Genomic DNA, 22,619 nt, shown 5'->3' with positions numbered 1-22,619 from the left:
ACTATTTTAAAGTGGGTACTTTCTATTTTTTTCTTTGAAATGCTTCGAGTGCTTTTCAGCCATTTCCTGCATAATTGGCGATGGTCCAACCAAGTCTGCTGGATGCTTCACGGGTAATTGGTTTAGCTTTATTTCACTGACGTCTTTGAACTTCTCACCCTTTAGTAAACGATTATATATGTCCCTTATTTTCATTGCTTCCCCTCATCTTTTCATATTCCTGTTGTAGTATATTCGTCCATGAAAAAATGACTTAAGTTATCGGTAAAAAAGGATGAACAATTAGTTTACATAATAATATTATAAGTAAATAAAATGAAAACAACCATTATTTTGTACCACTTTTGTTGAACAAGCACTTGTAATCCTTTCTCTTATATTGTCCACAAGACCGATGCCTTTTAAATGTAGTAGAAGAAAAATAAGGATCTTCGCTTTAATCGAATCCTTATGTAATCGGACTCGACTTTTTCTGTGTTGATTCTAATGCATTACACTACTCCATTACGATCTAAAGGATAAGAAGTTAACAGAATCCAGTGTTTGTCTTTTAGGCTATGTTAAAGGTTAGGCTTGATATAAGATGTACTCTAATTCGGGAAGTAAAATTGATTTCCGCGCCAACCGGACGCTTACGCGCGTGGTTGTACTGTCCTTATCTGTCTCCCTCATCCCTGCTTATGTCTCCGTTTAGCACTCCAAACAATAAATGGAGAACGGCTTACATTTATAAAGTCTATTTATAAACCATACGTATAAACTAAGCCGTAAAAATGACTCCAACACACACTTCATAAACTTTTTATTTCTTAATAGTAATTTAAATTGTACTCGGAATAAAAAGAAATGTTAAGTTAAAATCTACCAATAACCTTAACATAGCTTTCTTAAAACGAGTTTAGTTTACATAATAAAGTTATATGTAACTAATTGATTTGATTGAATGGATTGTTCTCTAAAACTTGTTGTATTTCTTTGTCTTCCACATGCGTATAGATTTGAGTAGTAGAAACGCTCGTATGACCTAAAATATGCTGTAGACTTCTTATATCTGCTCCATGCTTGTACATAATAGTTGCAGCTGAATGCCGTAGCTTATGTGGAGTAATTTTATCATTTTTAAGTCCAGAGTCTACGTTGATCTGCTTCACTATTTTAGCAACGGTTTGTCTTGTTAGACGTGTTCCTTTTTGAGATAAAAATAAGGCATTATTTTCTTTTGCCCCTTGTATCGTTGGTCTTTCCTTCTCAAAATACATTTGAATAGAATTCATACAGGCGTTATTTAAGTATACCGTGCGCTCCTTGTTCCCTTTTCCGACGATTCGAAGGGTTCGATCATGTATCGAATTAAGATCTAAGCTACATAGCTCAGAGACACGAAGTCCTAAATTCAAAAACAGCATAATCATGCAGTAGTTTCTATAGTAATGATTGTTACGCTTGATACCTGCTATAAATTGTTCTGCCTCTACTTGGTTCATGTAAATAGGAGACTTTTTCCCGATTTTAGGGCTTTCCAGCTCATCTGCAGGATTATCCTCCAATAATTTTCGTTTCCCCTTTAAATATTTGAAAAAAGATTTCAGTGTTGCAACCTTTCTCGCTCTAGTTGCTGCACTATTATTTCTCTGTACCTCACAAAATTCAATAAACATATAAAGATCCTCTAATGTGACTTCTCTTATTCGATCTATCTGAATATCTTTTATATTTACTTCTTCTATTTTGTTTGCTGGAATGTCCTCGTCCATAGATTTTATAAAACGTAAGAACAGACTAATATCATATTCGTACTCTTTTCTAGTTCGAGGAGATTTCCCTTTAATAGTTGTCAAATATACTAAAAAGTCCTTTAATAATCTCGGAATTTCTTGTTGCATTTCGCTCACCTCATAACATCCATTTTATCACAAAAAAAGGTTCCCAAATATGAATTTGGGAACCTTTTTAAAATTTATAGTTTTATATTACTTTTACTGGAAAGTTTGCTATCTATTAGGGCGCTTTAGATTAGCTCTGAGAGCGTTTTTAAATTATTATTTACGTATAGTAACCCCTAACTGTTCTCTTATTGGAAATTCAGAAAAACTAAGTTGAAAGTTGTAGATATTCCTTTATAGAGTCAAAATCCTTTGAAATATACTGCGCGTTTTGTATAGTTTGGTTATACCAAGTAACTATTTGCTCCTTATCTTTCTGCAAGATCTCTTCTCCTTCTGATTCTTTTTGAACTACGAAATTAACTAAAGCTACTCTATCTCTGTAATACAAAATATGTTGCATGAAACGATCTTTTACTTCTGGATTAAATAACTCCCCCATTTGTATAATTCCATTATTTATATGCTCTTCGGCATAAATTGCTGATGCAGTCACTGCAAGTTCTTCCTTAAACGAGTTACTTTTTACCATTTCATTTTTATATTCCTCACATAATTCTTCTGCTATATGGGCGATTTCTAACAAGCTATTCTTGTTAGGCTCATCTAAACTTTTTTTACTATTAAAAACTTCTGCTATTTCTAGTACTTTTTTTAATTGTTGAGTAATGATATCTATTTTTTCAACATTAAAAGCACCATTATTCAGAATACCTTTTGTTTTTTCAAAAACATATAGTCTTTGAAGATAACCATTTAATAATACTAAACCGTTATATTGTGTAGCGGCATTCATTGGTACACCCCTTTTCTATATTTATTTAGACGCTTCCCTTTATAAGAACCTTGTAAACGAGTATATTCCAAAAAGTGGATTTCAGAATCTATTTACTAATTTTTACGCTAAATAAATAGAGAACTATGACATTTATATGCTTTCTAAGGGAGTTAATTCACTTCGGTTCAAGATCCATTTGTGGAATCCTTTCTCATTCATCCGTAGCTGATAAGAGTCTTCTTTTTATGAACAGAAGTTAATTAAAAAATGAGCTCGGATGTTTTCTCCTGGCTCATTATAGTTTGATTTTGTTTTTTACTAAAGTACCTTAGTGCAAGAAGAACGTTTGATAAATCCATTACTCAAGTTTAAAATTCAATATACTTCTTCCCTCAACCACTTCTCCATCTTTCCATATGAATTCGAAAGCATATTGATTTCCAATCATTTCTTCATCAACTGTAATTGTTAACGGTGCATTTTCAGGAGACTTTTGTTTTCTCCTCAGTTCTTTTAAGTCATCTTCATCGCTATTATTAACGTGTATTAAATGAATTTCTGTTGGTTGTGGTTTTAACGAACTCCAATCAAATTGAAGTCGATTACCAACTTCAACGTCTCCGCTATGGATATTAGGGTAATTGAAATGAATGAATTCATCACAATTATTCCAACATACTTCTCCATACGAGGAATCAAACAGATATTGCACGTTCCCCTCAGCAGACAAAAGGGTAATTTCAGGGGTGACAAGAGCCTTAAAAGCTGGAAGGGAATTTTCTTCATTTTCAACAGTATTTTTTTCAGTCTGTATTTTTTTAGTACTCTCTTGAGATACTTGACTAGGCTCTTCCTTCTTTTGAGACTCCTGGTTATCATTGTTACACGCGATTAAAACTACTGATAATAACAGAAAAATTAAAAGTAATAGTGTTTTTTTCATTTCGCACCCCTTCTTGAAGTAAAGCTACCTGTTAGTTGAAGATACTAATCAGTAATTTTGAATAGAAATATAGTGTCTCCATCTTCATTTTTGGTTTCTTTATAATTACCATTTGAATATTTACAGATTACTTTTTTCCAAAATATTTGAGCATAATTGTTTTCTTTTATGACAGATAATTCCCACGTTTCTTTATATTTTCAAATAAATTTATAGCAGCTATTCTCCCTACACCCATTTTTCTATACTTTTTCATAACAAAGAATTCCTGTCCATTTATGTTGAATTGTTCCACCATTCTCACTCCCCCTCTTTCTTGAAGTAGCGCCCGTTAGTTGAATAAAACAAGACTTAGTAATCTTCATAACAACTTACCTGTAAAGCAATACCTAGTTCACCAATTAATTTTATTGCTTCTGGTTCAAATGCAAGATTGCATTGTTCTTCAAACCAAACACCAATAACTAAATCGATATTATCTGCACCACATTCACGTAAAATATCAATATGTTTTGATAAGGTTAAAGCAATCCAATAAAGACCAAAATCTTCTTTACCTTTGAATTCCTTTGGAGGACATAGTTCACCATTGCCGTAATCCGATGGTTTACCTTTGTTTCCTCCCCTCTTTGTAATATCACCAACTTCTATTTTATTTTCTAATCTAATCCCACTTTGTTTTTCAACCACTTTGGGAGAAAATTTCTCACCATAAAAATGACATCGAATATCCATTTCCTTTATCATCATCAAAACCCACTTTTCATTTGTACTAATACAACCTATTTCTTCAATATGAACAGAAAATCCTTGTTCAACTAACCTGCTGAGTTAGTTTAAGTGTAACATTTAACAAACAAAACCACTTCCCTAAAAATCAACCCGAGCTTTTAACATAACCAAGCTAAATAACTTACTCAACTAGGAAGCTACGAAAATGTTGAGTGCTTATGAAAGATATCTCCCAGTTCGGATCCTTATCTTCGATTGCCCAGCAAGCACTCAAAGTTCCCATTATAAAACTAGCTTTAATTAGTTTTTGTTTATCTAAATGTAATAAAGCAGAAATTTTATTTATTCTGTTGTGTATTACTTGTTTCACATCTTGATTTCTCGGAAGATGATTGACCATAAAGGAAGTAAAGTCAAAATATAGATGACCTATCACTCCTTTTGGATCTATAGCTGTCCAACCATGTAAGTCGGAACATAGGATGTTTTCATGATGCAAATCTCCATGCAAAAGAAATATCTCATCTTTGTTGTTTATAAAGTCGCTAACAAAAGATTTGGCTTCTAATACAAATTCCTTCAAAGGATACTTGTCTGCATACTCACTCCTCAAAAAACGGTCAAAACCTGAGAACCATGTAATGATTTCTGTCATTGAGTATGTTGGATTTACTGTTCTTGGTAGTTTGCTCCATACCTCAACATATGTCTCGATTGCCTCTTCCTCCGGCAAATCAGAAAGCATATTGCCTGGAGATAGTTTTTCGAGTAACATAATCCCATCCTTGGAATCAAATCGAAGTAATTTTACACATCCTGTTCCGTTATATGTAATAAGCGTGTTAATTTCATTAGAAAAATCCCAGTTAGGAACTCCTATTTTGAGAATTGCTTGTGTTCCATCTTGCTGCGTTACGTTTATTACATAGTTATAAGACAAGTTGTCTACTGGTTCCTCTATCGACAACTCCCATTTTTCTTTATATTCTTCTATTACTAGATGTAATCGATTGAGCCATTGCTTTCCTTCTTCTTGGAAAGCTCCTGTTATTTTATCTACAAATGTTGCTGGATACTTCATTTTGCCTTCATCCTTTATTGTTATTTGACCTATACTTGAAAAACTAGTTTTCTCTATTATATTCCTTGTTTATTTAATAAAGTAAGAAAATTTGAATTTTAGAGTTGCAAAAACATAGCACTCTAGTAAAATAAATTAAAATATAAAGTATAAGTAGGAGACATAGAATGGAAATTTTAATAGAAAGTGCAACTTTAGATGATTTTAATTCGATAAATTTATTAGTTAAAGAAGGGCATGACAAACATTCCCTTGCCTTACCAAATATTTTTAGACAGGTCGACCAAGTAATGCCGGATGAATACTTCCATTCGTTGTTAACAAATCCATCCAGTGAAATATTAATAGCGAGGCTTGCTAATGAGGTAGTTGGGTTTGCGGTATTAGAGGTTAAAGATGCTCCTCTGTTCGACTCATTAATTCCAAGAAAATTTGCATATATCAATGACTTTGGAGTGGCAGGCAAGCATAACAGAAAGGGTGTTGGCAAAAAAATATTCCATGCATGCCTGGATTGGACAAGAAGCCAAGGAGCAACTACATTGGAATTGAACGTGTGGGAATTCAATAATGGCGCCATTTCCTTTTACGAAAGTCTTGGAATGGAAACAGTTAGCAGGAAGATGGCAGTTCGTATAGATGAATAATTTTTAATTCGAGTAGTCTGATATCAAGGTGGATGTAATCAAATATTATGACCTTTCTGGTAAGAACATACAACTATTGATTTGCAAGTATCTATTTGATGTGAAGCGCTTCTTGCTTGCACTTTGCAAGGTTCTGGTTCATTTCCGCAAGGTTTGAGTTCATCTCTGCAATGTTGTTACCCATCTCTGCAAGATTCTCTTTCGTCTCCGCAAGATTTATTTACGTCTGTGCAAGGTTTTTATACTCTAGTAGGTTTGATCAAAACCTTACCCATTAAAAAAGAATGAACTATAAAAGTCCATTCTCACTCGTATTATATCTTCTATAAAAATTTATTTAACAGATATACTGCCTAAATCCGTATCTAACTCAATTTGATACTTGCCTTTGCCATATGTGATGGTTTTATCAGAGGATCCGTAGATATTAATACCACCGAAATCATTGCTTGCTGTAATGGTTGCGTTTGTAGGCTCCTGATCAGAGTTCACTTCAATGCTACCATTATCCGTGCTTAGGCTGATATGCTGATCTAGTGTTTTTGTATTCAACGTGATGGATCCATTGTCTGAATCTGCCTCGATTTTTCCTTCGACATTTTTCATGAAAACTTTACCGTTATTCGTTTCGGCATAGACATCTTTGCCAATAATGTCTTCTAATTCTACTGAACCATTATCAGATTCAAATATAAATTGATTTGCCTTAATCTCCTTCCCTTCCACACTGCCATTCGATGTAGACACCATTATTTCTTCATATTCTTTTTCAGGTAAATAAATGATTAGCTTATTACTGCTCGTGTTTATTACAAATCTAAAATTATTCCACCACTTTTGCTTTAGCTCTACTAATAGAGTATTGTCCTTCACTTTAACCGAAAGATTTTTTCTGTTTTGTTTGGATGAATATTCAACTGACGCATCCGAACTAGACGTAGGTAATACACTAATAGATGCATTGTCAGAAGTGACTTCCACATGATCAAACTGCTCAGTTATGGTTGTTACCTTAGCAGCGTCTACTTGATAAAATCCTCTTACATTAAAGGCAATATTAATAACAACTCCAACCAATAAAATGGTTATACAAACGTATACTATTCTTTTTAAATTCATATACTTTCCCTCCATCCCTTCTATGTCAAAGGGGCTGTGTTTTGAAACAAATATTAATTAAGCGTAATCGCTCTGCGTTATAGGCTTTGAAATAAATGCAAGGTACATCCAACGGCTGTTTACGATCAGCAATAAAATACTAATTCCTATTGCTATAAATAGCTGTATTCCTATCGAATAGATCGCACCAATAATCACAAATGCAATGATTAAAAAGAATATGCTAATTGCACCTAATGCACATGCAACAGCCATAATATATTTCATAAAAGAAATACCGACGGAATATAAAAGTAAGGGCACTAGATAGCAAACTAATAAGAATGCTAAACCTAGCCACATGCCCGTTGTTCCAAACTTATTTGAGTTTTCACCAATATCAGCCATTGGAGATAAAGAAGTCACAACTAAGAGGCTACTAAATAAAATTGCGGAAAAAATTGTACAAATAATTAACTTCTTTTTATTGTTTTTCACGAACTCACCACCTTTTTAGACCTTTCCTAAATTATAGTAAATGTAGGAATGACCTAAAATAGACCTAAGGCTTTTGTTTACTAAGCCTTAGGTCTGATTATTTATGGATGTTTAGTTTTTTGAAATTTTTCTGCCAATAATTGTGTCTGGTCATTTAACAGCTCGGTATATAAGGCAAATTCATCTTTGTTTTTTACTTGTATAAAAATGGGTTCCCCAAATATGATGGTAGCTTTTTTCATTTGCTTTAATTCCTTTAAAGTACGAGGTCCCTCATAATAAGCTGGAATAATTGGAGTTTTAGATAGGTTTGCAATCGTCACTGCCCCTCTTTTTAATGGAGCTCCTTCGGAATTGCGTGTTCCACTTGGGAAAATACCTACTACTTCCTTGCTTTTTAATAATTTAACTGGAATTTTTATAGTACTCGGTGAAGGATTGTCACGATCTACTGGAAACGCATTGATTTTACGTAACAGAAAACCGATAATTCTATTATTGAATAGCTCTTTTTTTGCCATAAAATGAACTGGTCTTGGAACTGCAATTCCTAATATAACTATTTCCAGCCACCCTCTATGAGTACATGTGACAATATACCCCTCTTCTTTTGGCAAACGATCCTGGTGCAATACCTCTACTTTACCAAAAGATCTTACAATAATTTTAGCTATACCTAATACAAACTTATACATATTAACCACCTTGTCATCTACAATTAGTACCTAGTGCCAATTGTAGATGAGTATATAAAAAAATACTAGACATTTTTATATTTACTAGAAGAATAGTTGCTCACTATGTGGTCAGGCACTAGCAAAATTCCTTTTCGATATTTAAATGACAGGAGCTGTCTTCTTCTACACTTTAGTTATTGATCGGTATACCATTTAGGTATTAAAAGCTGGAAATTATTAAATTGGTCTAACGTAAATCGGGTAAATGCTTGGAACTTTTCTTTTTGTTTGATTGCAACTTGATGTCCCCATACCTCAGCTGAAATTAGATGAACTGCAGCATAAAACCGATGTAACTCCCAAAAGCTAGAAGGTATTTCCCCTTGCTTATGATATCCATCTAATACTCCCTTTGAGTAAAATTTACTAACCTGTACATTAAAATATTCAAGCTTATAAAATTCATTGACTGGATCGGCATATCTAATTTTTTGCATATCGATTAAACCACTAAACTTGTCATCATCAATTAAAATATTACCAGTATGAAAGTCATAATGCTGAATACAGCTTGGTCTTCCTTTTAATAGGTGAATTTGACTGTCTATAAAAGGAAGTATGCATTTATAATCAGGATTTGCCTCTACTATAGGTAGAAATTGTGGTGTCAATTTTATAATACGCTTTGTCCATACTTCCTCCCAACAAGGAGTATTAGGTGGAGCTGTGATACTATGCATTTTACGGAGTGTTTCTCCAACCTGTATACCTACTTGATATTGAACCTTTTTTGATAGAGTAGGAAGTTTCGTTTCTCCATTTTCGCCTTTTATGTAATCTAAAATTACGTAACTTCTATCCTTTAAAACCCCAACCTCATAGACATATGGGATATGGTGATCTAATTTATGTACTTTATTTGTGAGCTCAGCTTGATTTTTTAATTGTTGAAGATCTGTATTACTGGATAAACGGAGTAAATATTTTTGATCTACACACCATTTCTCGTCCTCTTCTTCCTTCCTCTATTAGTTGGAAGGAAGAAGAGTTTTGAAAGAATTGTATTTTGATAAATTCCATCCTTATTCATCCTTTTCTAAAGCGATTATAAATTGGAAAGACACTAACTAAAGCTAGTGTCTCTAAAAATATTACCTATTCAATAAACTCCAGGATTCCCGGTGGAACCGTCCTAAAAATTAGGATTTCTGCATTTTCATATGGCTTATTTGCTAAATAATCCTCGATAGTGATCATGCTTTCCCAGTATTGTTTTACTAGTGCTTCCTTAGAAGGAAGTCCCTTAGTAAAATAACCTCCCCCTGTTTCTTCTTTCATATAATCGTCCTCTATGTAAGCAAACAAATCACTTGAGATTTCTCTATTAAAAATGAGGATTTTGTTAGTGAAAATAGTAAACTTGAAATAAGGCTTAGAAGGTTTCGTAAATTCTGCTCCTATTGCTTGACCAAAATCAATCCATGTAGGAGCACTTAATGGTCTATACTTTTCTGTTACTTTTGAAAATAATCGTCCTCCGTTTGTATATGAACCTGTTTTTGTAGAAATATTTAACCCTTGTTTCATTGCTTGCTCTGGATTGATGTATTCATTACTATCTTGCTGGTATCCTACATAATGGTATAATTCCATTTGTTATTCCCCCTTGCTATATGTTCATAATTAGGTAAGTTATTTTGTATGATTAGCAAAAATATAAAGTCACAAAATCACTTCCTATAAGCGACTAGCTCACTTTTTAAATCAAAACCACATGACTTATAAAGACCTAACGCTTGGTCGTTACCAGAACTGACGCTTAAAGTAATTTCCGTAATACTCTCGTAGGAAAATAAGTATTGTAAGGCAGCTTGCAGAAGCTGGGCCCCCACTCCTTGTTTCTGATAATCAGTAGAAACTGCTATATACTCTATTGTCCCGTCGTTAAAACTAGGCTCTGCCTCTACATATACATAACCTTTAATATTTTTAGTCCCATCTGCTACTAACATTAGTTTGTTTTGTTTGTCCAGCCTACTTAATATTTCTGAACTATTATAGTAGGTCTCTGGAAAAATAGCAGTGTGAAGGGCTTCAAATGATTCTTTAAAAGAATGGTCGTATTCAACAACCTCTGTACTTTTTGCAAAAAAGCTCCCTTTTTTAGCTGTTAGGATCAAATGCTGACCGGTTTCCACTCCGCCAGTTTCACGAATATATTCTCTTGTACGAAAGTTTTCCTTACCGACAAAGAATTCGAAGGTTTTAATTTCAAAAGGCAGCTTTGAAACCAGGTGTTTCCACATGGCATCTGCTGTTTCCTTATATTGCTCTGCCTCTAAAACAAATGGTCCCCATACCTCAACGGTTCTCTCTTCCTCATCTATGTCAAAGCCAAGAGCACCTTTAATCGTGTCTAGCTCAGAGGCTACAGCAAAGGAATGCTCTAAATCCAAATCAGAAAACTCGTGAAGTATTGTATATTTTATTTCCTCCGCGTCTAGTCCACAATAGCCGATATGGTATATGGATTGATTATTAAGTGTTTCAAGAAATGTTGAAAGCTTTGTTAGGTTCGTTGGCTTATTAATTTCTAACATGTTATTGCCTCTATTCTAGTTATAATATAGTGCTTACTAAAGAAGCTTGGTTCAAAGGGGTTATTAGTTTCTCCTGCTCCTATTATGAGCCTAATACAGTAATTCTATATATCGGCTAGAAATCCTCTCTATTTTAGAGGAGTAGACAATGTTATAATCAGTAATTTCCAAGGTGTAAAATGTGGATGATTAGAGAATTGATAAATATTGTGCTAAAATTGGAATAAATTAGACATCTCAAGAAGGGGGCTTAAAGTATGTATATAGCATTGGACATGATTAATACATTATTTCCTCTTGTAATAGTCGGAGGAATTGTAGTATTTGTTATACTCCGAATGAAGAAAAAGTATGAAAACGGTACCCTTGGTAAGAAAAAATCAAAAAGTGATCAAATTTTATTAGATAGTTTAATACCATTTGGATTGATGAGTGGACTTGCAATTGCTGTACTTTTAAACATATTCTTCCCAATCTCCTTACTAACTGCAATCAATTGGGCAACTGGGTTCGGTTTCTTACTTGGATACTTTGCTTATGAAGCCTATAGTAAAAAAGAAGACAGCTATTCATAAAAAAGGCAAGTTGAATACAGATTTTAAACAATCCAATCCAGTGATATATATTAAGAAGTAACTTCCACAAACCATTTTAGAAAGAAATAGCAATCCGATGTCTTTTTTATCGGATTGCTAAGCTTAAATGGTACGTTTTTCAAGAAATTATTTTACTTTTGGAAGCGTTTATTAAATTTTTTATTTGCTCAGAATCTCCTTCATTAAACGCCTCTACAATTGCACTACCAACAATAACCCCGTCTGCTATTTCGGTCATTTTTTCTACTTGATCGGGAGTAGATATCCCAAACCCCACCATCACTGGTAAATCACTTATTTCTTTAATAGAAGAGAGGTACTCACCTAAATTATTATTCATTTCAGTCCGAGCCCCAGTTATGCCATTGATGCTGACTGCATATATAAATCCTTCACCAGCATCTACGATTTTCTTGATACGTTCTTTAGGACTTGTCAAAGACACAAGTGGCACTAATGCTACGTCCGTTTCACTAAGTGCTGTCCGTAAAGACTCACTTTCCTCGTAAGGCACATCAGGGACGATTAAGCCACCAATACCAAGATGATGACAATCCTTTGCAAAATTACTTAATCCATAGCTTAGTATAGGATTATAATATGTCATTAGAATCAAAGGTATAGTCACCTCATGAAAGAAATCCTCTAATTCCCTCATGATATTTTTTAAGGTAGCTCCGTTTTGAAGAGCTCTTTCGCCCGCTTGTTGAATAGTTGGTCCATCCGCTACCGGATCTGAAAATGGAATTCCTAATTCAATAGCAGTAGCTCCTGCCTTTTGAAGAAATAGAATTCTATCCTTCAACTTATCTAGACCCCCATCCCCTGCCATAATGTAAGGTACGAAAGCTTTTTGTCCATTATTTAAGCAGCTTACTATTGCCTGTTCAAGTTTCCTTTTAGTCATGATTCAACCCTCCTAAAGCATCTCTGACTGTATGGACATCCTTATCCCCACGACCAGATAGACAGATAACTAGTGTTTCTTCAGGACTCATTTCTTTAGCCAGGTTGGCTGCATAATAGATAGCATGGGCACTTTCTAAGGCTGGGATAATGCCTTCTGTTCTGGCGAGTAATTGTAATCCTTCTAATGCTTCAGAATCTCTTACTGCATCATACTTCACTCTTCCAATATCGTTTAAATAACTATGCTCTGGCCCAGCTGCCGGATAATCTAACCCAGCTGAAATAGAATGTGCCTCCTGTATAAATCCATCATCATCCTGGAGGATATACATATACGCACCATGTAGTACACCTTCTTTAGCGCCTGCAATGGCTGCAGCATGCTTTCCAGTTTCGATACCTTCTCCCGCTGCCTCAACTCCGTATAAAGCAACGTTTATATCGTCTATAAATGGATGAAACATTCCAATGGCGTTACTTCCTCCGCCAACACAGGCTACGATGGCATCCGGTAGCTTCCCTTCCTTTTCAACTATTTGCTTCCTAGTTTCAACACCAATGACACGTTGAAAGTCGCGAACTATTCTAGGAAATGGATGAGGACCAAGGGCAGATCCTAATATATAATGGGTGTCCTCTACATTGGCTACCCAGTATCTAAGTGCTTCATTGACTGCATCCTTTAAGGTTCCAGACCCTTGATCTACTGACACTACCTTGGCACCTAGTAGCTCCATTCGAAAAACATTCAGTTGCTGTCTGCGTACATCCTCTTTCCCCATAAAAACGATACATTCGAGGTTGAATAGGGCACAAACAGTAGCGGTTGCGACTCCATGCTGACCTGCACCTGTTTCAGCTACAATCTTTTTCTTTCCCATTCTAACAGCGAGTAATGCCTGCCCAATCGTATTATTAATTTTGTGTGCACCAGTATGATTTAAATCTTCGCGTTTCAATAAAATTCTTGCCCCACCTATTTCCTTGGTGAGTCTTTCTGCAAAATATAAAGGTGTCTCTCTTCCAACATAATCCTTTAGGTAATAGTTCACTTCCTCTAAAAAGGAGGCATCTTGGATTGCTAATTCATAGGCAGCCTCTAATTCCCCTAATGCAGTCATTAATGTTTCCGGGACATACTGCCCACCAAAACGTCCATATCGTCCAGCCTTCGTTTGTACCATGCTCATCTCTCCTCATCCTTGACCGTTAGTATAAATTCACGTATCAATTGCTCATCTTTTTTTCCATCTATCTCAACTCCACTAGATACATCCACCATAAAAGGCTTTACTCGTTCAATAGCCTCTTTTACGTTAGATACATTCAGCCCACCGGCCAAAATTACTCGATTAGGGGATATTCGGTGTCCATTTAAAAGCTTCCAATCAAAGGTCATACCACTACCGCCCATATAATTCGTGCCTGGGGCATCAAAAAGCATATATTCTGTATCAAAATTACTCGCTTTCTCAACGTCCTGTTCTTCTCTAATAGCAATTGCTTTAATAGTGGGAAACTTAACAGCCTCTATTAAGTCGGATTCCTCATTACCATGTAATTGTATATAATCCAGAGGGACTTCACGGATTGCTTGTTCCAGTTCCTCTACCTCCGGATTAACAAACACTCCTATTTTTAACAACTCTGCTGGAACTAGTTTTGCTAGCTCATGCGCCCGGTCTATTGTGATTCTCCTTTTGCTAGGTGCAAAGACAAAGCCTATGGCATCGGCGCCGGCTTCTACTGCTGCAAGCACGTGATTTTTCTCCATCAATCCACATATCTTCACCTTCGTCATAGGACAACCACTTCCCGTTCGACCTGTAAGCTACGGATAGACTGCTGCACCTCACCGCTTCTCATTAAGGCTTCTCCTACTAATACTGCGCTGGCACCATAGCCCGCAACTCTTTTGGCATCCTCGGTAGTCCATATACCGCTTTCACTAATTAACACCCGTCTCTCTTGAAATGGAAAATGCTTTGCCAATTCAGCGGTATTAGTTAAATGAACTTCAAATGAATGTAAGTCTCTGTTATTCACTCCAATAAGTTTTGCATCTAATTGAAGTGCTACATCAAGCTCTTGGGCGTTATGAACTTCCACTAGCACCTCTAGACCATTTGACACTGCATATGCATATAAATCTTTTAACTTTTGCCTTGAAAGTGCTGCGACAATGAGAAGAATGACAGATGCTCCAGCACTTTTAGCAAAATCAATTTGTATTTCGTGTATGATAAAGTCCTTGCACAAAATCGGTATGTCTACTGTATCTGCTACAGTCATTAAATCTTCAAAACTACCTTGAAAGAAAGGAGTATCGGTTAAAACGGATATGCAAGCAGCCCCGGAATGTTGGTAGAGAAAAGCTTGATGTGCAGGGTCAACTATGCCTTGAATTACCCCCCTGGAAGGGGATGCTCGTTTAATCTCTGCAATAACTTGGAGCTGCTTGTTCTTATATAAAAGCTCAAAAAGAGAAGACCTTTTACTATCTTTTTTAGATATCGGTAGCTTTTTTTGCATCAACTGATTAACATAGCTCTCTTTTTCTTTAAGAATTTTTTCGAGAATCGTAGTCATAGTATTACCTCCTGTGCTACAGAGGAGCTATAGGCGATAACCGCCTCCAATTTATTAAGAGCTTTGCCAGAGAGAATGCTGTCTTTAGCTAGTTTTACACCCTCAGGTATATTATTAACCGCTCCATTGGCAAAAAGACCGATACCTGCGTTAAATATAACGCTATCAAAATAAGCATCTTGCTTACCGTTAAGCAAGTTCCGCATGATCATGGCATTTTCTTGAGCAGTTCCTCCTTGTACAGCTGAGGCTGGATATGTGGGTAAGCCAACATCCTCAGGAGAAAGGGTGAAAGGAATCAAGTCACCCTTTTCTACTAACACGAAAGAATTACTGCCTGCAAGGGAAGCCTCATCCATACCTCCTGTCCCGCATACTACAATGGCTCGTTCTCTTCCAAGCATATGTAGCACCTTTCCATATTCCATCGTAAAATCTGACCGGTTAATGCCGGTATATTGACTGATGAGTGGAACTGGGTTTGTAAGTGGACCAACGAGATTAAAGATAGTTGGTTTACCTATTTGCTGCCTCACTAGTCCGATTCTTCTTAGTTTCGGATGTACAATTGGGGCATATAAAAACGTAATGCCTTCATTTTTTAAAATATTTAAAGAACCTTGTATATCAATCATAGATTCTATTCCAAGTGCCTCTAATACATCTGTACTCCCAGATGCACTGGAGATTTTTCGATTCCCGTGCTTAGCTACCTTTACACCCGCACCTGCCATAACAAACGCTGAGGCTGTACTAATATTAAAGCTATTAGATCCGTCACCACCCGTTCCGCAATTATCCATATAATTTCCGGAAGGTATATCAAGCTTGACGGCTAAAGATTTAATTACCGTAGCAAGAGCTGCTACTTCGTTTGCCGTTTCTCCTTTTTTAGATAAAGCAATCAAAAATTCCTGTATCAAGTTTAAATCTGTGCTTTCCTCAAAAATAATTCTGGAAGCTTCCTTCATTTCCTCGAATGATAAATGCTCTTTCTTATTAACCTTTTCAATATACTCTCTCATCTAATCTCTCCTCGTCTCATCTCAGCTAAATAAAAAAATCCTCTCCATAGGAATATAAAAATTCCCATGAAGAGGACGATGTTAACCGCGTTGCCACCTCTAGTTGGAGTATATATACTCCCCCTTTGTTCCTTATAACGTAGGAAATACGTCTACCTCTAAAACAAAAATGTTATCAAGGTAGCTCTGATAAGTCCATTCACATCAGTTGCAAATCAGTTCACACCTACCACTGACTCTCTTGATTGCATCACTGATGCTACTTCTCTTATTTAAACAATTTCTCAGCTATACTCATCTCGACTCGTCTGTTCTATTGGCGACATTGCTCTCAATGCCTTCTGCCTTTACCCGAACATAAAAGTTATTGTCTATGTTAATAGGAATACTTTAAATTGTCAAACTATTTTTGTTCCTAAATAATAATTTCAATTTCAAGACCACCATGTGTCATACTTGCAAAAGGTATATGATCAGACTCTTTGTCAGGCTTTATGCCAATAATGATACTTTGTGCAGATATTTGATGGCTGTAAATGTAATTGATGAATTGCTCGGAAGCAGTTAACCCCTTTTCTCCTGTTTGGGAAACCTTCACCATTGGCTGAATCCCAGGAGAAGTATTTCGAAGCTTAACCTCTAGTCCCTTTTCATTGCTTTCTATGATTGAAATATAAGATTGTCCACTTTTAAATTGCACGGCACCATTCCCATTATTTGCATTGATAGTAAAGACAACTGAATGACCCTGAAGTGGCTGAAATGCAGCATTTCCTCCATACAAGGTGTTGTGCGCTACTACCCCTGTTGTTTCCGCATCCAAAGGTATTCCTTCTGGACCCATTTTGACCGTATTTCCAACTGCTCCTACGTCCTTACAGTTCCATAATCTTAAGCCGTAAAGAGTCAATGGATTCTGTGTTTTAATCGTGTTACCTAGAACAGAGCCTTCCTCCAAATTTCGAACTAAAATCCCCCCAGCTATTTGTGGATGATTTACATCGATCACGTTATTAGAAATATTACCAGCAAAGTTTGGCTGTGTAGCAATCGAATATCCAACATACATTACATATGGCTCAAAAGTGGTGTTAGCTACGTCTAATTCTTGTGGTGTTCCATGAACGATATTTCCCTCGATAATCAGTCGATCAAATGCCCCAGCAAAAATCACACCTTCTGTACCAAAACAATTCTTTATATGATTATTTGAGATTATCGTATTCATTTCTTGGTTTTCTCTTGATTCTCTTTGTACACCTCCAACATATATCGCTCCAAGAGGATTTTTAGCATATCCGCAATCTTCAATTTTATTATTTGCAACAATACAATCTTTCGTAAACTGATCGACATTTGTCCATTTATAGAACACACCACCGACCATGGAGTCCGAGATTAAATTATCAGTTGCGATTAAGCCACCTGCTGCATGTCCATCAATCGCTTTACGTTTATTTCCTCTTAAGGTGCATCCGGTCACTAAAAGGTCGTTTGCCTTAGGAAACATAGTCCCAAGAGCATTTATTCCATAACCCGGGTCGACATACGTATGCAGCTTAGAGGCATTCGGATGCCCTGCTCGATCGCTTATACAATTGATCACTCGTGGTCTCTCCACAGCAGAAAAAACAAAATTACTTGAGTAATTGTCATGGGCATTACATTCTAGGAAAGTAATGTCTTTATTATCCTCGTATTGTAAATCGGTTGGTAAGTAGTCTCCCAGATGACCAACTGCAAAACCTGAAAAGTTAAATCCACTGCTCTCACACGATTTAAAAAGAACGTTTTTGCAGCCACGATGCACTAATACTCCGCTGCCGACATTCCCGATGAACCCACCACCAAATATTCCAAAAGGTTTTCCATCATTTCTTGCGCGCTCGCTTGTATCAAAGCTATTATTTTTACGATAGTTCCAAAAACCAGACGTGGGATACCCTCCAGCTTTCGTTCCTTTTTCCCCATATCCTGTTACTGGATCTATGCCAGGGAATTCCCCATACCCTTCAAATGTGATTCCCTCGATTACACAATCCTCACATTGCTGAAGCTCTAAAATTCCTTGGGCATGTGTCCTTGTAAACAACACTGCACCGTAGCCAACTAAATGCACTCTTTTTTTCCCTCTAAGGAGCAGGCATGGCTGGTCATTATTGGGAAAATCCTTTAGTTTGTTGTTTTTTTCTAGCCAATAACGCCCTGGTGGGAGAATTAAAGTGTCTCCATCTCTAGCGTGATCAAAAGCAAGCTGGATTAATTCTTGAATCATTGTCCGTCCGGTTGTGTCGGCCTTAATCGTCTTAGCTGTACCACCATCCATTTCATCTAACATTTCAAAATTACGTGTTATTCCTTGAACGAAATCCTTTGAAAGTTTGTCTTCAATGTTAGTTGGAATATAATATTTTTTCTTGGGTGTATAATTAGTCATTTTTATATCTCCCCTTTTAAATTATTTTTTACAGGCTAATTCCTTATCAATGTTCTTTTCCTTCCCCCCTTATGTTCTTATAAAACGATTAACCCCCTACACACGGGATTAGTATTTTACTAATTCGATGTGTTGGGGGTTATTTCCTTTACTATGTAAGGCAGAAACTATATTTCAGTAAAAAAGGCCAGTCAAGGACATGCTAAACTACCTACTGGCTATACACTGAATCAGGATTTATTTCTGTCTAATCTTTATTTTATGTTTTTTTATTCCTAACAATATTGTAAGAGATTAATTCTTAAAAATTATGTCGAGAACAAAGTAAAAATAAACAAATAGAAAACCTATCATTTTGATAAACTAGTAAGTTAAAAATTATAAATGAGTATGAAAGATCTTAGGTATCATAAACAATAGGGATTACGTATTCCCTAATTTGTTTTGCTTTCTCCTATGTATGGATTACAATATTTAAATGTAGTATGTGGATTTTCATATATACAGTGCTTGACGTTTTTCCAAAGATTAACTATTTATCTCGAGATTGGGTAATATATAAGTAAGAAAAGGTTATTTTAAATTCTTTCAGCATATACTACGTATATTAAATATGAAGAATGTGCTGTAATTGAAGAGAAGGAGTGAAAAGAAGATGATTAAATTAGCGAGAGTTCCATCTTCGAGAAGAGTTAAATTAGGTCGTAAAAAAAGAAAAATAAGTTTAGAAATGAAAAATGAATTACTTTCTAATCAAATAGCTCAAATAAAATTTAAAAAATGTACAGAAGTACTTAAAGTAAATAAAGCAGGAGTAGTTACTAATATTGACTATAATAATCCGAATCATAAGAGGTGGCTAGAAGACTAATGAAAGCAGGGGATATCTACGATGTTGTTTTTCCATTTAAACCATCACTTCATGCAGACGGTTCTTTTGCTAAAGGTCGACCGGCATTAATTATTTCAGTTTCTCAAGATGGTACTGCTTTAGCCCTTATGGTAAAGATTACTGGTACTGCTCCATATAACAGATATCCTAACCGCGTTAAAATTACGTATTGGCAAGAGGCAAAGCTCGACAAATTATCCTATGCAGAAATAGATTCTGAAGAACATTTTAATCTTGAAGATGCTGAAACATATCGCGGAACATTAAATCCATTCTATTTAAATAATATTTTAATAGCTTATATAAATTTAAACGCTGGTAGATGATTTGCTAGATGATCATATACATATATAGAAAGAAAGAGAGAAATAATGTATTCGTTCAGCGTTATTTTTTTATTAACCAGGTATAAACTTATGACAAAATAATACAAAGTTTTCAGATTCAATTGTTTTTCGCCACTAATATAAAGCGATGTTGCTGACTTTCTATATATCCTTGACTTTCCTTCATTTTCTCTAATTCTATTAATCGTTCCAGACAGGAGTCGACTGTAAATCCTGGAAATTCCCAATCTATAATTTTTGCATAGTACACAATTGCTCCGACATCCCTAAATTTCAACGAAGGATATGATTCGTTTTTATATAGAAGAGAAAATCCTTCAGCTATAAACTTTTGGGCTTCGTTCTCGAGAGAAAAATTAGGATATAGAGACTTGAAGTTAGGTATTAAATTGTTAGAAAGCCGCTCATTATCCCTTCCCCCTACCTGCTGGGTTATAAAGATGCCGCCTTTTTTAAGAATTCTTCGAACTTCCTTCAAATTATAGGATTCATGGCGATTAATAATAACATCAAAGGTTTGGTCCTCAAAAGGTAATAGATTGTCATCAAACACCTGCTTAACACGTATCCCTAATGGCTCCAAAGTCTCTCTGCATAAATTTATATTGGGCTCCCACCCTTCTGTAATGGAAGTATTTTCATAGGGGTGACCTAAGGTGAGCAGGAACTCACCTCCACCTGTTCCCATATCTAGAAGAGTATGCTCATTAGATAGGTATTGATCTATTATTTTTCGATAATCCCAAGGTGTCGCTTGCTCTTCCCAACGGTTTTTTAAATGAGAAAAATCCCATCCTTTAAAGCTTTTCGCTTCTTCCATTAGCCACTCTTCTTTTAGTCTTAGTATATTCATCTAGACCATACTCCTAAAATTTATTTGTTAATTAAAACGTCTTATGATTTTTCTAATCAAGTGTTTTGACAACAAATTCATGAAATTTTTCTGCTTCCTCTGAATAAGGAAAGTGATTACTTTCATTAAAAGAAACAAACGTTGAATTAGGCAATAATCGAGCTATCTCTTCTCCATACTTATACGGACATTGTGTATCAAATCTGCCAGCATATATGTACGCAGGTATATAGACACTTTTCAATTCTTCTCGAATATCATATGTAGCACATTCTACTTTTCTAAAATAATCAAGCCTTGGTCCCACTGTCTTTCCACTGTTAGGTGTCCTTAAGGCTTCCTTTAAGTTCTCCTCTTTATGATAAGACATCAAAGTCCATTCATAGCTTATGTTTTGGCGAATTTCGATTGGAGTTTGTACATCGTTTAGTAAATCCATTATTTCTATTATTCTTTTAAAATTAGGGTTTTGTTGATTATAAATACTTTCTTCATCCTGACTATAAGCAACACTAGCAGAAGCTCCACCTGCTACTATTTTGTCTAATGACTTCTGAGCTAATGTAGCATATTTTAAAGCAAGCATGCCCCCTGTGGAATGTCCACAAAATGCCCATGTATCTATATTCAAGGCTATCCGTATTGCCTCTAAATCTAATACCGATTCATCCATGCTATATTCCGATTCCTCTTTAGCCTGTACGGAATTTCCGGCACCTCTAAGGTTTATCAAATAGACATGGTAATGGTCTGTGAAAGGATTTGCAAAATGATATCCTCGACTATCAAACGCACTATAAAGGTGAGTAATAGCCATAGGTGGTCCAGATCCTTTCTCAAATAATTCAAATGTACCTCTAGTCGTCTCAATAAAACCTTGCGTCCACATACAATGCCCCCTATTTTCGATACTGCTAATATCCTACTTTTGTAAATCATACATTTCAGCCTTCTACCAAAGCTATATAAGAATAGCCATAAAAAGAAATATCAAAATGACTACGATGCAAAATTAATTCAAGGTAGACACCCTTATGGAAGATCCTATATTAGTATTCCATATCAGAATAGTTAACTCCTTTAAATTGAAATAACTACTCCTGATATTTTGTAAAAACATGAACAATAACAGAGAGAATAATATTTCTTTGAATTGTAAAGTAGAATTAATAGGCTATGTTATAACAAGTGGACTAATTTTCGATAGAACGCTTAACCATATATGTTGATTAGGCGGCGACGCTGGTTAGTTTAATAACAATAAATGAAACTTTAACTGAAAATTAATGACTTATTGGGAAAAGGAGGAAAAGCGTATTAGAATAAAATACTTTTTCTTTTCATTAATAGCTATTGCTATCTTATCGGGTTGCACTAACGATTCATCAGCTATTAGTAACAATTCATCGGAGAAAGAAACTTCTGAAGAGCCTGAAATTAGCGAACCTACTCCACTGCAATGGATAAATTATGGTGGTGAGAAGTATGTTTTTAAAAGGATTATTCCTAAAGATGAAGTGGATATGAGTCAAATTGTCTCAACAAACACATTAACAGCATTAGGAGATGGTGCTGAATCTGGGAATGAAATTTTTCTTTATAAGAAAGACGGTAGTTTATTCATAATAGATAACACAGGACCTACTGACCAATGGGTTAATTTCACTAAAAATAATTAAAAGGAGCTACGTTTCTTGTTGAAATAACGGTGTGCTTTACTTCGAGAAGGAAATATTTATTTGGAATCTATTCATGTTGACTTTCGTATATAGTCCGAGGGGGAATTTCTTTGAAAAATACAAAGTTAAGAATCGCATGGATTATTCCTAATGTATTTTGTTACTTAATGCTATTTGGATTATCCATTTGGACAGTGGCAAACGGCGAAGGCTTACTAGAAATCAATAGACTTTCGCTTTATGTTATAATTATGCTTTTACTTTTCTTAGCATCAGTGTTCGGAAGTTACCAAATTCGGACATGGATAAAAGAAGGTAAAATATAAAAAGGTCTTATCACGCTAGAGGGTTCGTT

General features: G+C 35.4%; 26 protein-coding genes, 1 pseudogene and 1 other annotated feature. Of the genes and pseudogenes, 6 read left to right on the top strand and 21 right to left on the bottom strand.

Features of this window, described 5'->3' with window-relative positions; genetic code table 11:
- Nucleotides 1-6 precede the first annotated feature (6 nt).
- From MKY09_RS09470 to MKY09_RS09440, 7 genes are all read right to left on the bottom strand, one after another.
- Nucleotides 7-195 (bottom strand): hypothetical protein, encoded by a 189-nt coding sequence (locus MKY09_RS09470; protein WP_251553101.1) that lies wholly within the window; start codon nt 193-195, stop codon nt 7-9.
- 731 nt (nt 196-926) lie between these two features.
- A complete protein-coding gene (locus tag MKY09_RS09465; protein WP_342568170.1) occupies nt 927-1,883 on the bottom strand; it encodes a tyrosine recombinase XerC in 957 nt (318 codons plus the stop codon).
- A gap of 208 nt (nt 1,884-2,091) precedes the next feature.
- On the bottom strand, nt 2,092-2,679 hold the full coding sequence (locus MKY09_RS09460; RefSeq protein ID WP_169359131.1) for a hypothetical protein: 588 nt from the start codon (nt 2,677-2,679) through the stop codon (nt 2,092-2,094).
- Nucleotides 2,680-3,019: 340 nt separating this feature from the next.
- Nucleotides 3,020-3,604: a hypothetical protein gene (locus tag MKY09_RS09455; protein ID WP_342568169.1), complete on the bottom strand. Its 585-nt coding sequence runs from the start codon at nt 3,602-3,604 to the stop codon at nt 3,020-3,022.
- A 166-nt stretch (nt 3,605-3,770) separates the two neighbouring features.
- The gene (locus tag MKY09_RS09450) at nt 3,771-3,902 is read right to left on the bottom strand and encodes a hypothetical protein (protein ID WP_342568168.1); all 132 of its coding nucleotides are present in this window, start codon (nt 3,900-3,902) and stop codon (nt 3,771-3,773) included.
- Nucleotides 3,903-3,955: 53 nt separating this feature from the next.
- Nucleotides 3,956-4,354, bottom strand: a complete 399-nt coding sequence (locus MKY09_RS09445; protein ID WP_340883480.1) for a hypothetical protein — start codon at nt 4,352-4,354, stop codon at nt 3,956-3,958.
- A gap of 163 nt (nt 4,355-4,517) precedes the next feature.
- The gene (locus tag MKY09_RS09440) at nt 4,518-5,417 is read right to left on the bottom strand and encodes an aminoglycoside phosphotransferase family protein (protein WP_342568167.1); all 900 of its coding nucleotides are present in this window, start codon (nt 5,415-5,417) and stop codon (nt 4,518-4,520) included.
- Nucleotides 5,418-5,584: 167 nt separating this feature from the next.
- On the opposite strand from MKY09_RS09440, the gene MKY09_RS09435 reads away from it, so the two are divergent.
- Nucleotides 5,585-6,064 (top strand): GNAT family N-acetyltransferase, encoded by a 480-nt coding sequence (locus MKY09_RS09435; RefSeq protein ID WP_342568166.1) that lies wholly within the window; start codon nt 5,585-5,587, stop codon nt 6,062-6,064.
- A 333-nt stretch (nt 6,065-6,397) separates the two neighbouring features.
- On the opposite strand, the gene MKY09_RS09430 is transcribed toward MKY09_RS09435, so the two are convergent.
- The 6 genes and pseudogenes from MKY09_RS09430 to MKY09_RS09405 form a co-directional block, all read right to left on the bottom strand.
- Complete coding sequence (locus MKY09_RS09430) at nt 6,398-7,183, bottom strand: DUF4097 family beta strand repeat-containing protein (RefSeq protein ID WP_342568165.1); 786 nt, start codon at nt 7,181-7,183, stop codon at nt 6,398-6,400.
- 57 nt (nt 7,184-7,240) lie between these two features.
- Complete coding sequence (locus tag MKY09_RS09425; RefSeq protein ID WP_342568164.1) at nt 7,241-7,660, bottom strand: DUF5391 family protein; 420 nt, start codon at nt 7,658-7,660, stop codon at nt 7,241-7,243.
- 101 nt (nt 7,661-7,761) lie between these two features.
- The gene (locus MKY09_RS09420) at nt 7,762-8,355 is read right to left on the bottom strand and encodes a lysophospholipid acyltransferase family protein (RefSeq protein ID WP_169359125.1); all 594 of its coding nucleotides are present in this window, start codon (nt 8,353-8,355) and stop codon (nt 7,762-7,764) included.
- Nucleotides 8,356-8,531: 176 nt separating this feature from the next.
- Nucleotides 8,532-9,317 (bottom strand): annotated as a pseudogene (locus MKY09_RS09415) (aminoglycoside phosphotransferase family protein); the annotation flags it as partial.
- Between the two features lie 175 nt (nt 9,318-9,492).
- Nucleotides 9,493-9,990, bottom strand: coding sequence for a hypothetical protein (locus MKY09_RS09410; RefSeq protein WP_342568163.1), 498 nt, complete (start codon nt 9,988-9,990; stop codon nt 9,493-9,495).
- 77 nt (nt 9,991-10,067) lie between these two features.
- Nucleotides 10,068-10,937 (bottom strand): GNAT family N-acetyltransferase, encoded by an 870-nt coding sequence (locus tag MKY09_RS09405; RefSeq protein WP_342568162.1) that lies wholly within the window; start codon nt 10,935-10,937, stop codon nt 10,068-10,070.
- A gap of 269 nt (nt 10,938-11,206) precedes the next feature.
- Between MKY09_RS09405 and MKY09_RS09400 the strand changes: the two genes are divergently transcribed.
- Nucleotides 11,207-11,512, top strand: coding sequence for a hypothetical protein (locus MKY09_RS09400; RefSeq protein WP_342568228.1), 306 nt, complete (start codon nt 11,207-11,209; stop codon nt 11,510-11,512).
- Nucleotides 11,513-11,651: 139 nt separating this feature from the next.
- Here MKY09_RS09400 and trpA read toward each other — a convergent pair whose 3' ends face one another.
- The 6 genes from trpA to MKY09_RS09370 all read right to left on the bottom strand — a co-directional run bounded on the left by trpA (nt 11,652) and on the right by MKY09_RS09370 (nt 18,493).
- Complete coding sequence (gene trpA / locus MKY09_RS09395) at nt 11,652-12,440, bottom strand: tryptophan synthase subunit alpha (RefSeq protein WP_342568161.1); 789 nt, start codon at nt 12,438-12,440, stop codon at nt 11,652-11,654.
- The gene (gene trpB / locus MKY09_RS09390; RefSeq protein ID WP_298467542.1) at nt 12,433-13,632 is read right to left on the bottom strand and encodes a tryptophan synthase subunit beta; all 1,200 of its coding nucleotides are present in this window, start codon (nt 13,630-13,632) and stop codon (nt 12,433-12,435) included. The genes trpA and trpB overlap by 8 nt, the downstream gene beginning before the upstream one ends.
- The gene (locus MKY09_RS09385) at nt 13,629-14,243 is read right to left on the bottom strand and encodes a phosphoribosylanthranilate isomerase (protein WP_342568160.1); all 615 of its coding nucleotides are present in this window, start codon (nt 14,241-14,243) and stop codon (nt 13,629-13,631) included. Before MKY09_RS09385 ends, trpB begins: the two co-directional genes overlap by 4 nt.
- Nucleotides 14,240-15,031, bottom strand: a complete 792-nt coding sequence (gene trpC / locus MKY09_RS09380; RefSeq protein ID WP_342568159.1) for an indole-3-glycerol phosphate synthase TrpC — start codon at nt 15,029-15,031, stop codon at nt 14,240-14,242. Before trpC ends, MKY09_RS09385 begins: the two co-directional genes overlap by 4 nt.
- Nucleotides 15,028-16,056, bottom strand: coding sequence for an anthranilate phosphoribosyltransferase (trpD, locus tag MKY09_RS09375; protein ID WP_342568158.1), 1,029 nt, complete (start codon nt 16,054-16,056; stop codon nt 15,028-15,030). The genes trpC and trpD overlap by 4 nt, the downstream gene beginning before the upstream one ends.
- Before the next feature lie 68 nt (nt 16,057-16,124).
- Nucleotides 16,125-16,341 (bottom strand) — a binding site (T-box leader).
- Nucleotides 16,342-16,471: 130 nt separating this feature from the next.
- Nucleotides 16,472-18,493, bottom strand: a complete 2,022-nt coding sequence (locus MKY09_RS09370; RefSeq protein WP_342568157.1) for a right-handed parallel beta-helix repeat-containing protein — start codon at nt 18,491-18,493, stop codon at nt 16,472-16,474.
- Nucleotides 18,494-19,148: 655 nt separating this feature from the next.
- On the opposite strand from MKY09_RS09370, the gene MKY09_RS09365 reads away from it, so the two are divergent.
- Together MKY09_RS09365 and MKY09_RS09360 are read left to right on the top strand one after the other, a co-directional pair.
- Nucleotides 19,149-19,364, top strand: a complete 216-nt coding sequence (locus MKY09_RS09365) for a hypothetical protein (RefSeq protein ID WP_342568156.1) — start codon at nt 19,149-19,151, stop codon at nt 19,362-19,364.
- Nucleotides 19,364-19,711 (top strand): hypothetical protein, encoded by a 348-nt coding sequence (locus MKY09_RS09360; RefSeq protein ID WP_342568155.1) that lies wholly within the window; start codon nt 19,364-19,366, stop codon nt 19,709-19,711. The genes MKY09_RS09365 and MKY09_RS09360 overlap by 1 nt, the downstream gene beginning before the upstream one ends.
- A 118-nt stretch (nt 19,712-19,829) precedes the next feature.
- Here MKY09_RS09360 and MKY09_RS09355 read toward each other — a convergent pair whose 3' ends face one another.
- Both MKY09_RS09355 and MKY09_RS09350 read right to left on the bottom strand, forming a co-directional pair.
- Nucleotides 19,830-20,585 carry a class I SAM-dependent methyltransferase gene (locus MKY09_RS09355; RefSeq protein ID WP_342568154.1) on the bottom strand — a complete coding sequence of 252 codons (756 nt, stop codon included), beginning with the start codon at nt 20,583-20,585 and terminating at the stop codon, nt 19,830-19,832.
- A gap of 52 nt (nt 20,586-20,637) precedes the next feature.
- On the bottom strand, nt 20,638-21,474 hold the full coding sequence (locus tag MKY09_RS09350; RefSeq protein ID WP_342568153.1) for an alpha/beta hydrolase: 837 nt from the start codon (nt 21,472-21,474) through the stop codon (nt 20,638-20,640).
- 397 nt (nt 21,475-21,871) lie between these two features.
- Between MKY09_RS09350 and MKY09_RS09345 the strand changes: the two genes are divergently transcribed.
- On the top strand, nt 21,872-22,264 hold the full coding sequence (locus MKY09_RS09345; RefSeq protein ID WP_342568152.1) for a hypothetical protein: 393 nt from the start codon (nt 21,872-21,874) through the stop codon (nt 22,262-22,264).
- A 110-nt stretch (nt 22,265-22,374) separates the two neighbouring features.
- Nucleotides 22,375-22,590, top strand: coding sequence for a hypothetical protein (locus MKY09_RS09340; protein WP_342568151.1), 216 nt, complete (start codon nt 22,375-22,377; stop codon nt 22,588-22,590).
- Nucleotides 22,591-22,619: the final 29 nt, after the last annotated feature.

The organism is Psychrobacillus sp. FSL K6-4046 (assembly GCF_038624605.1).
Taxonomy (GTDB): domain Bacteria; phylum Bacillota; class Bacilli; order Bacillales_A; family Planococcaceae; genus Psychrobacillus.
Note: the sequence above shows the minus strand (reverse complement) of the source record. Positions and strands in the feature narration are given on the sequence as shown.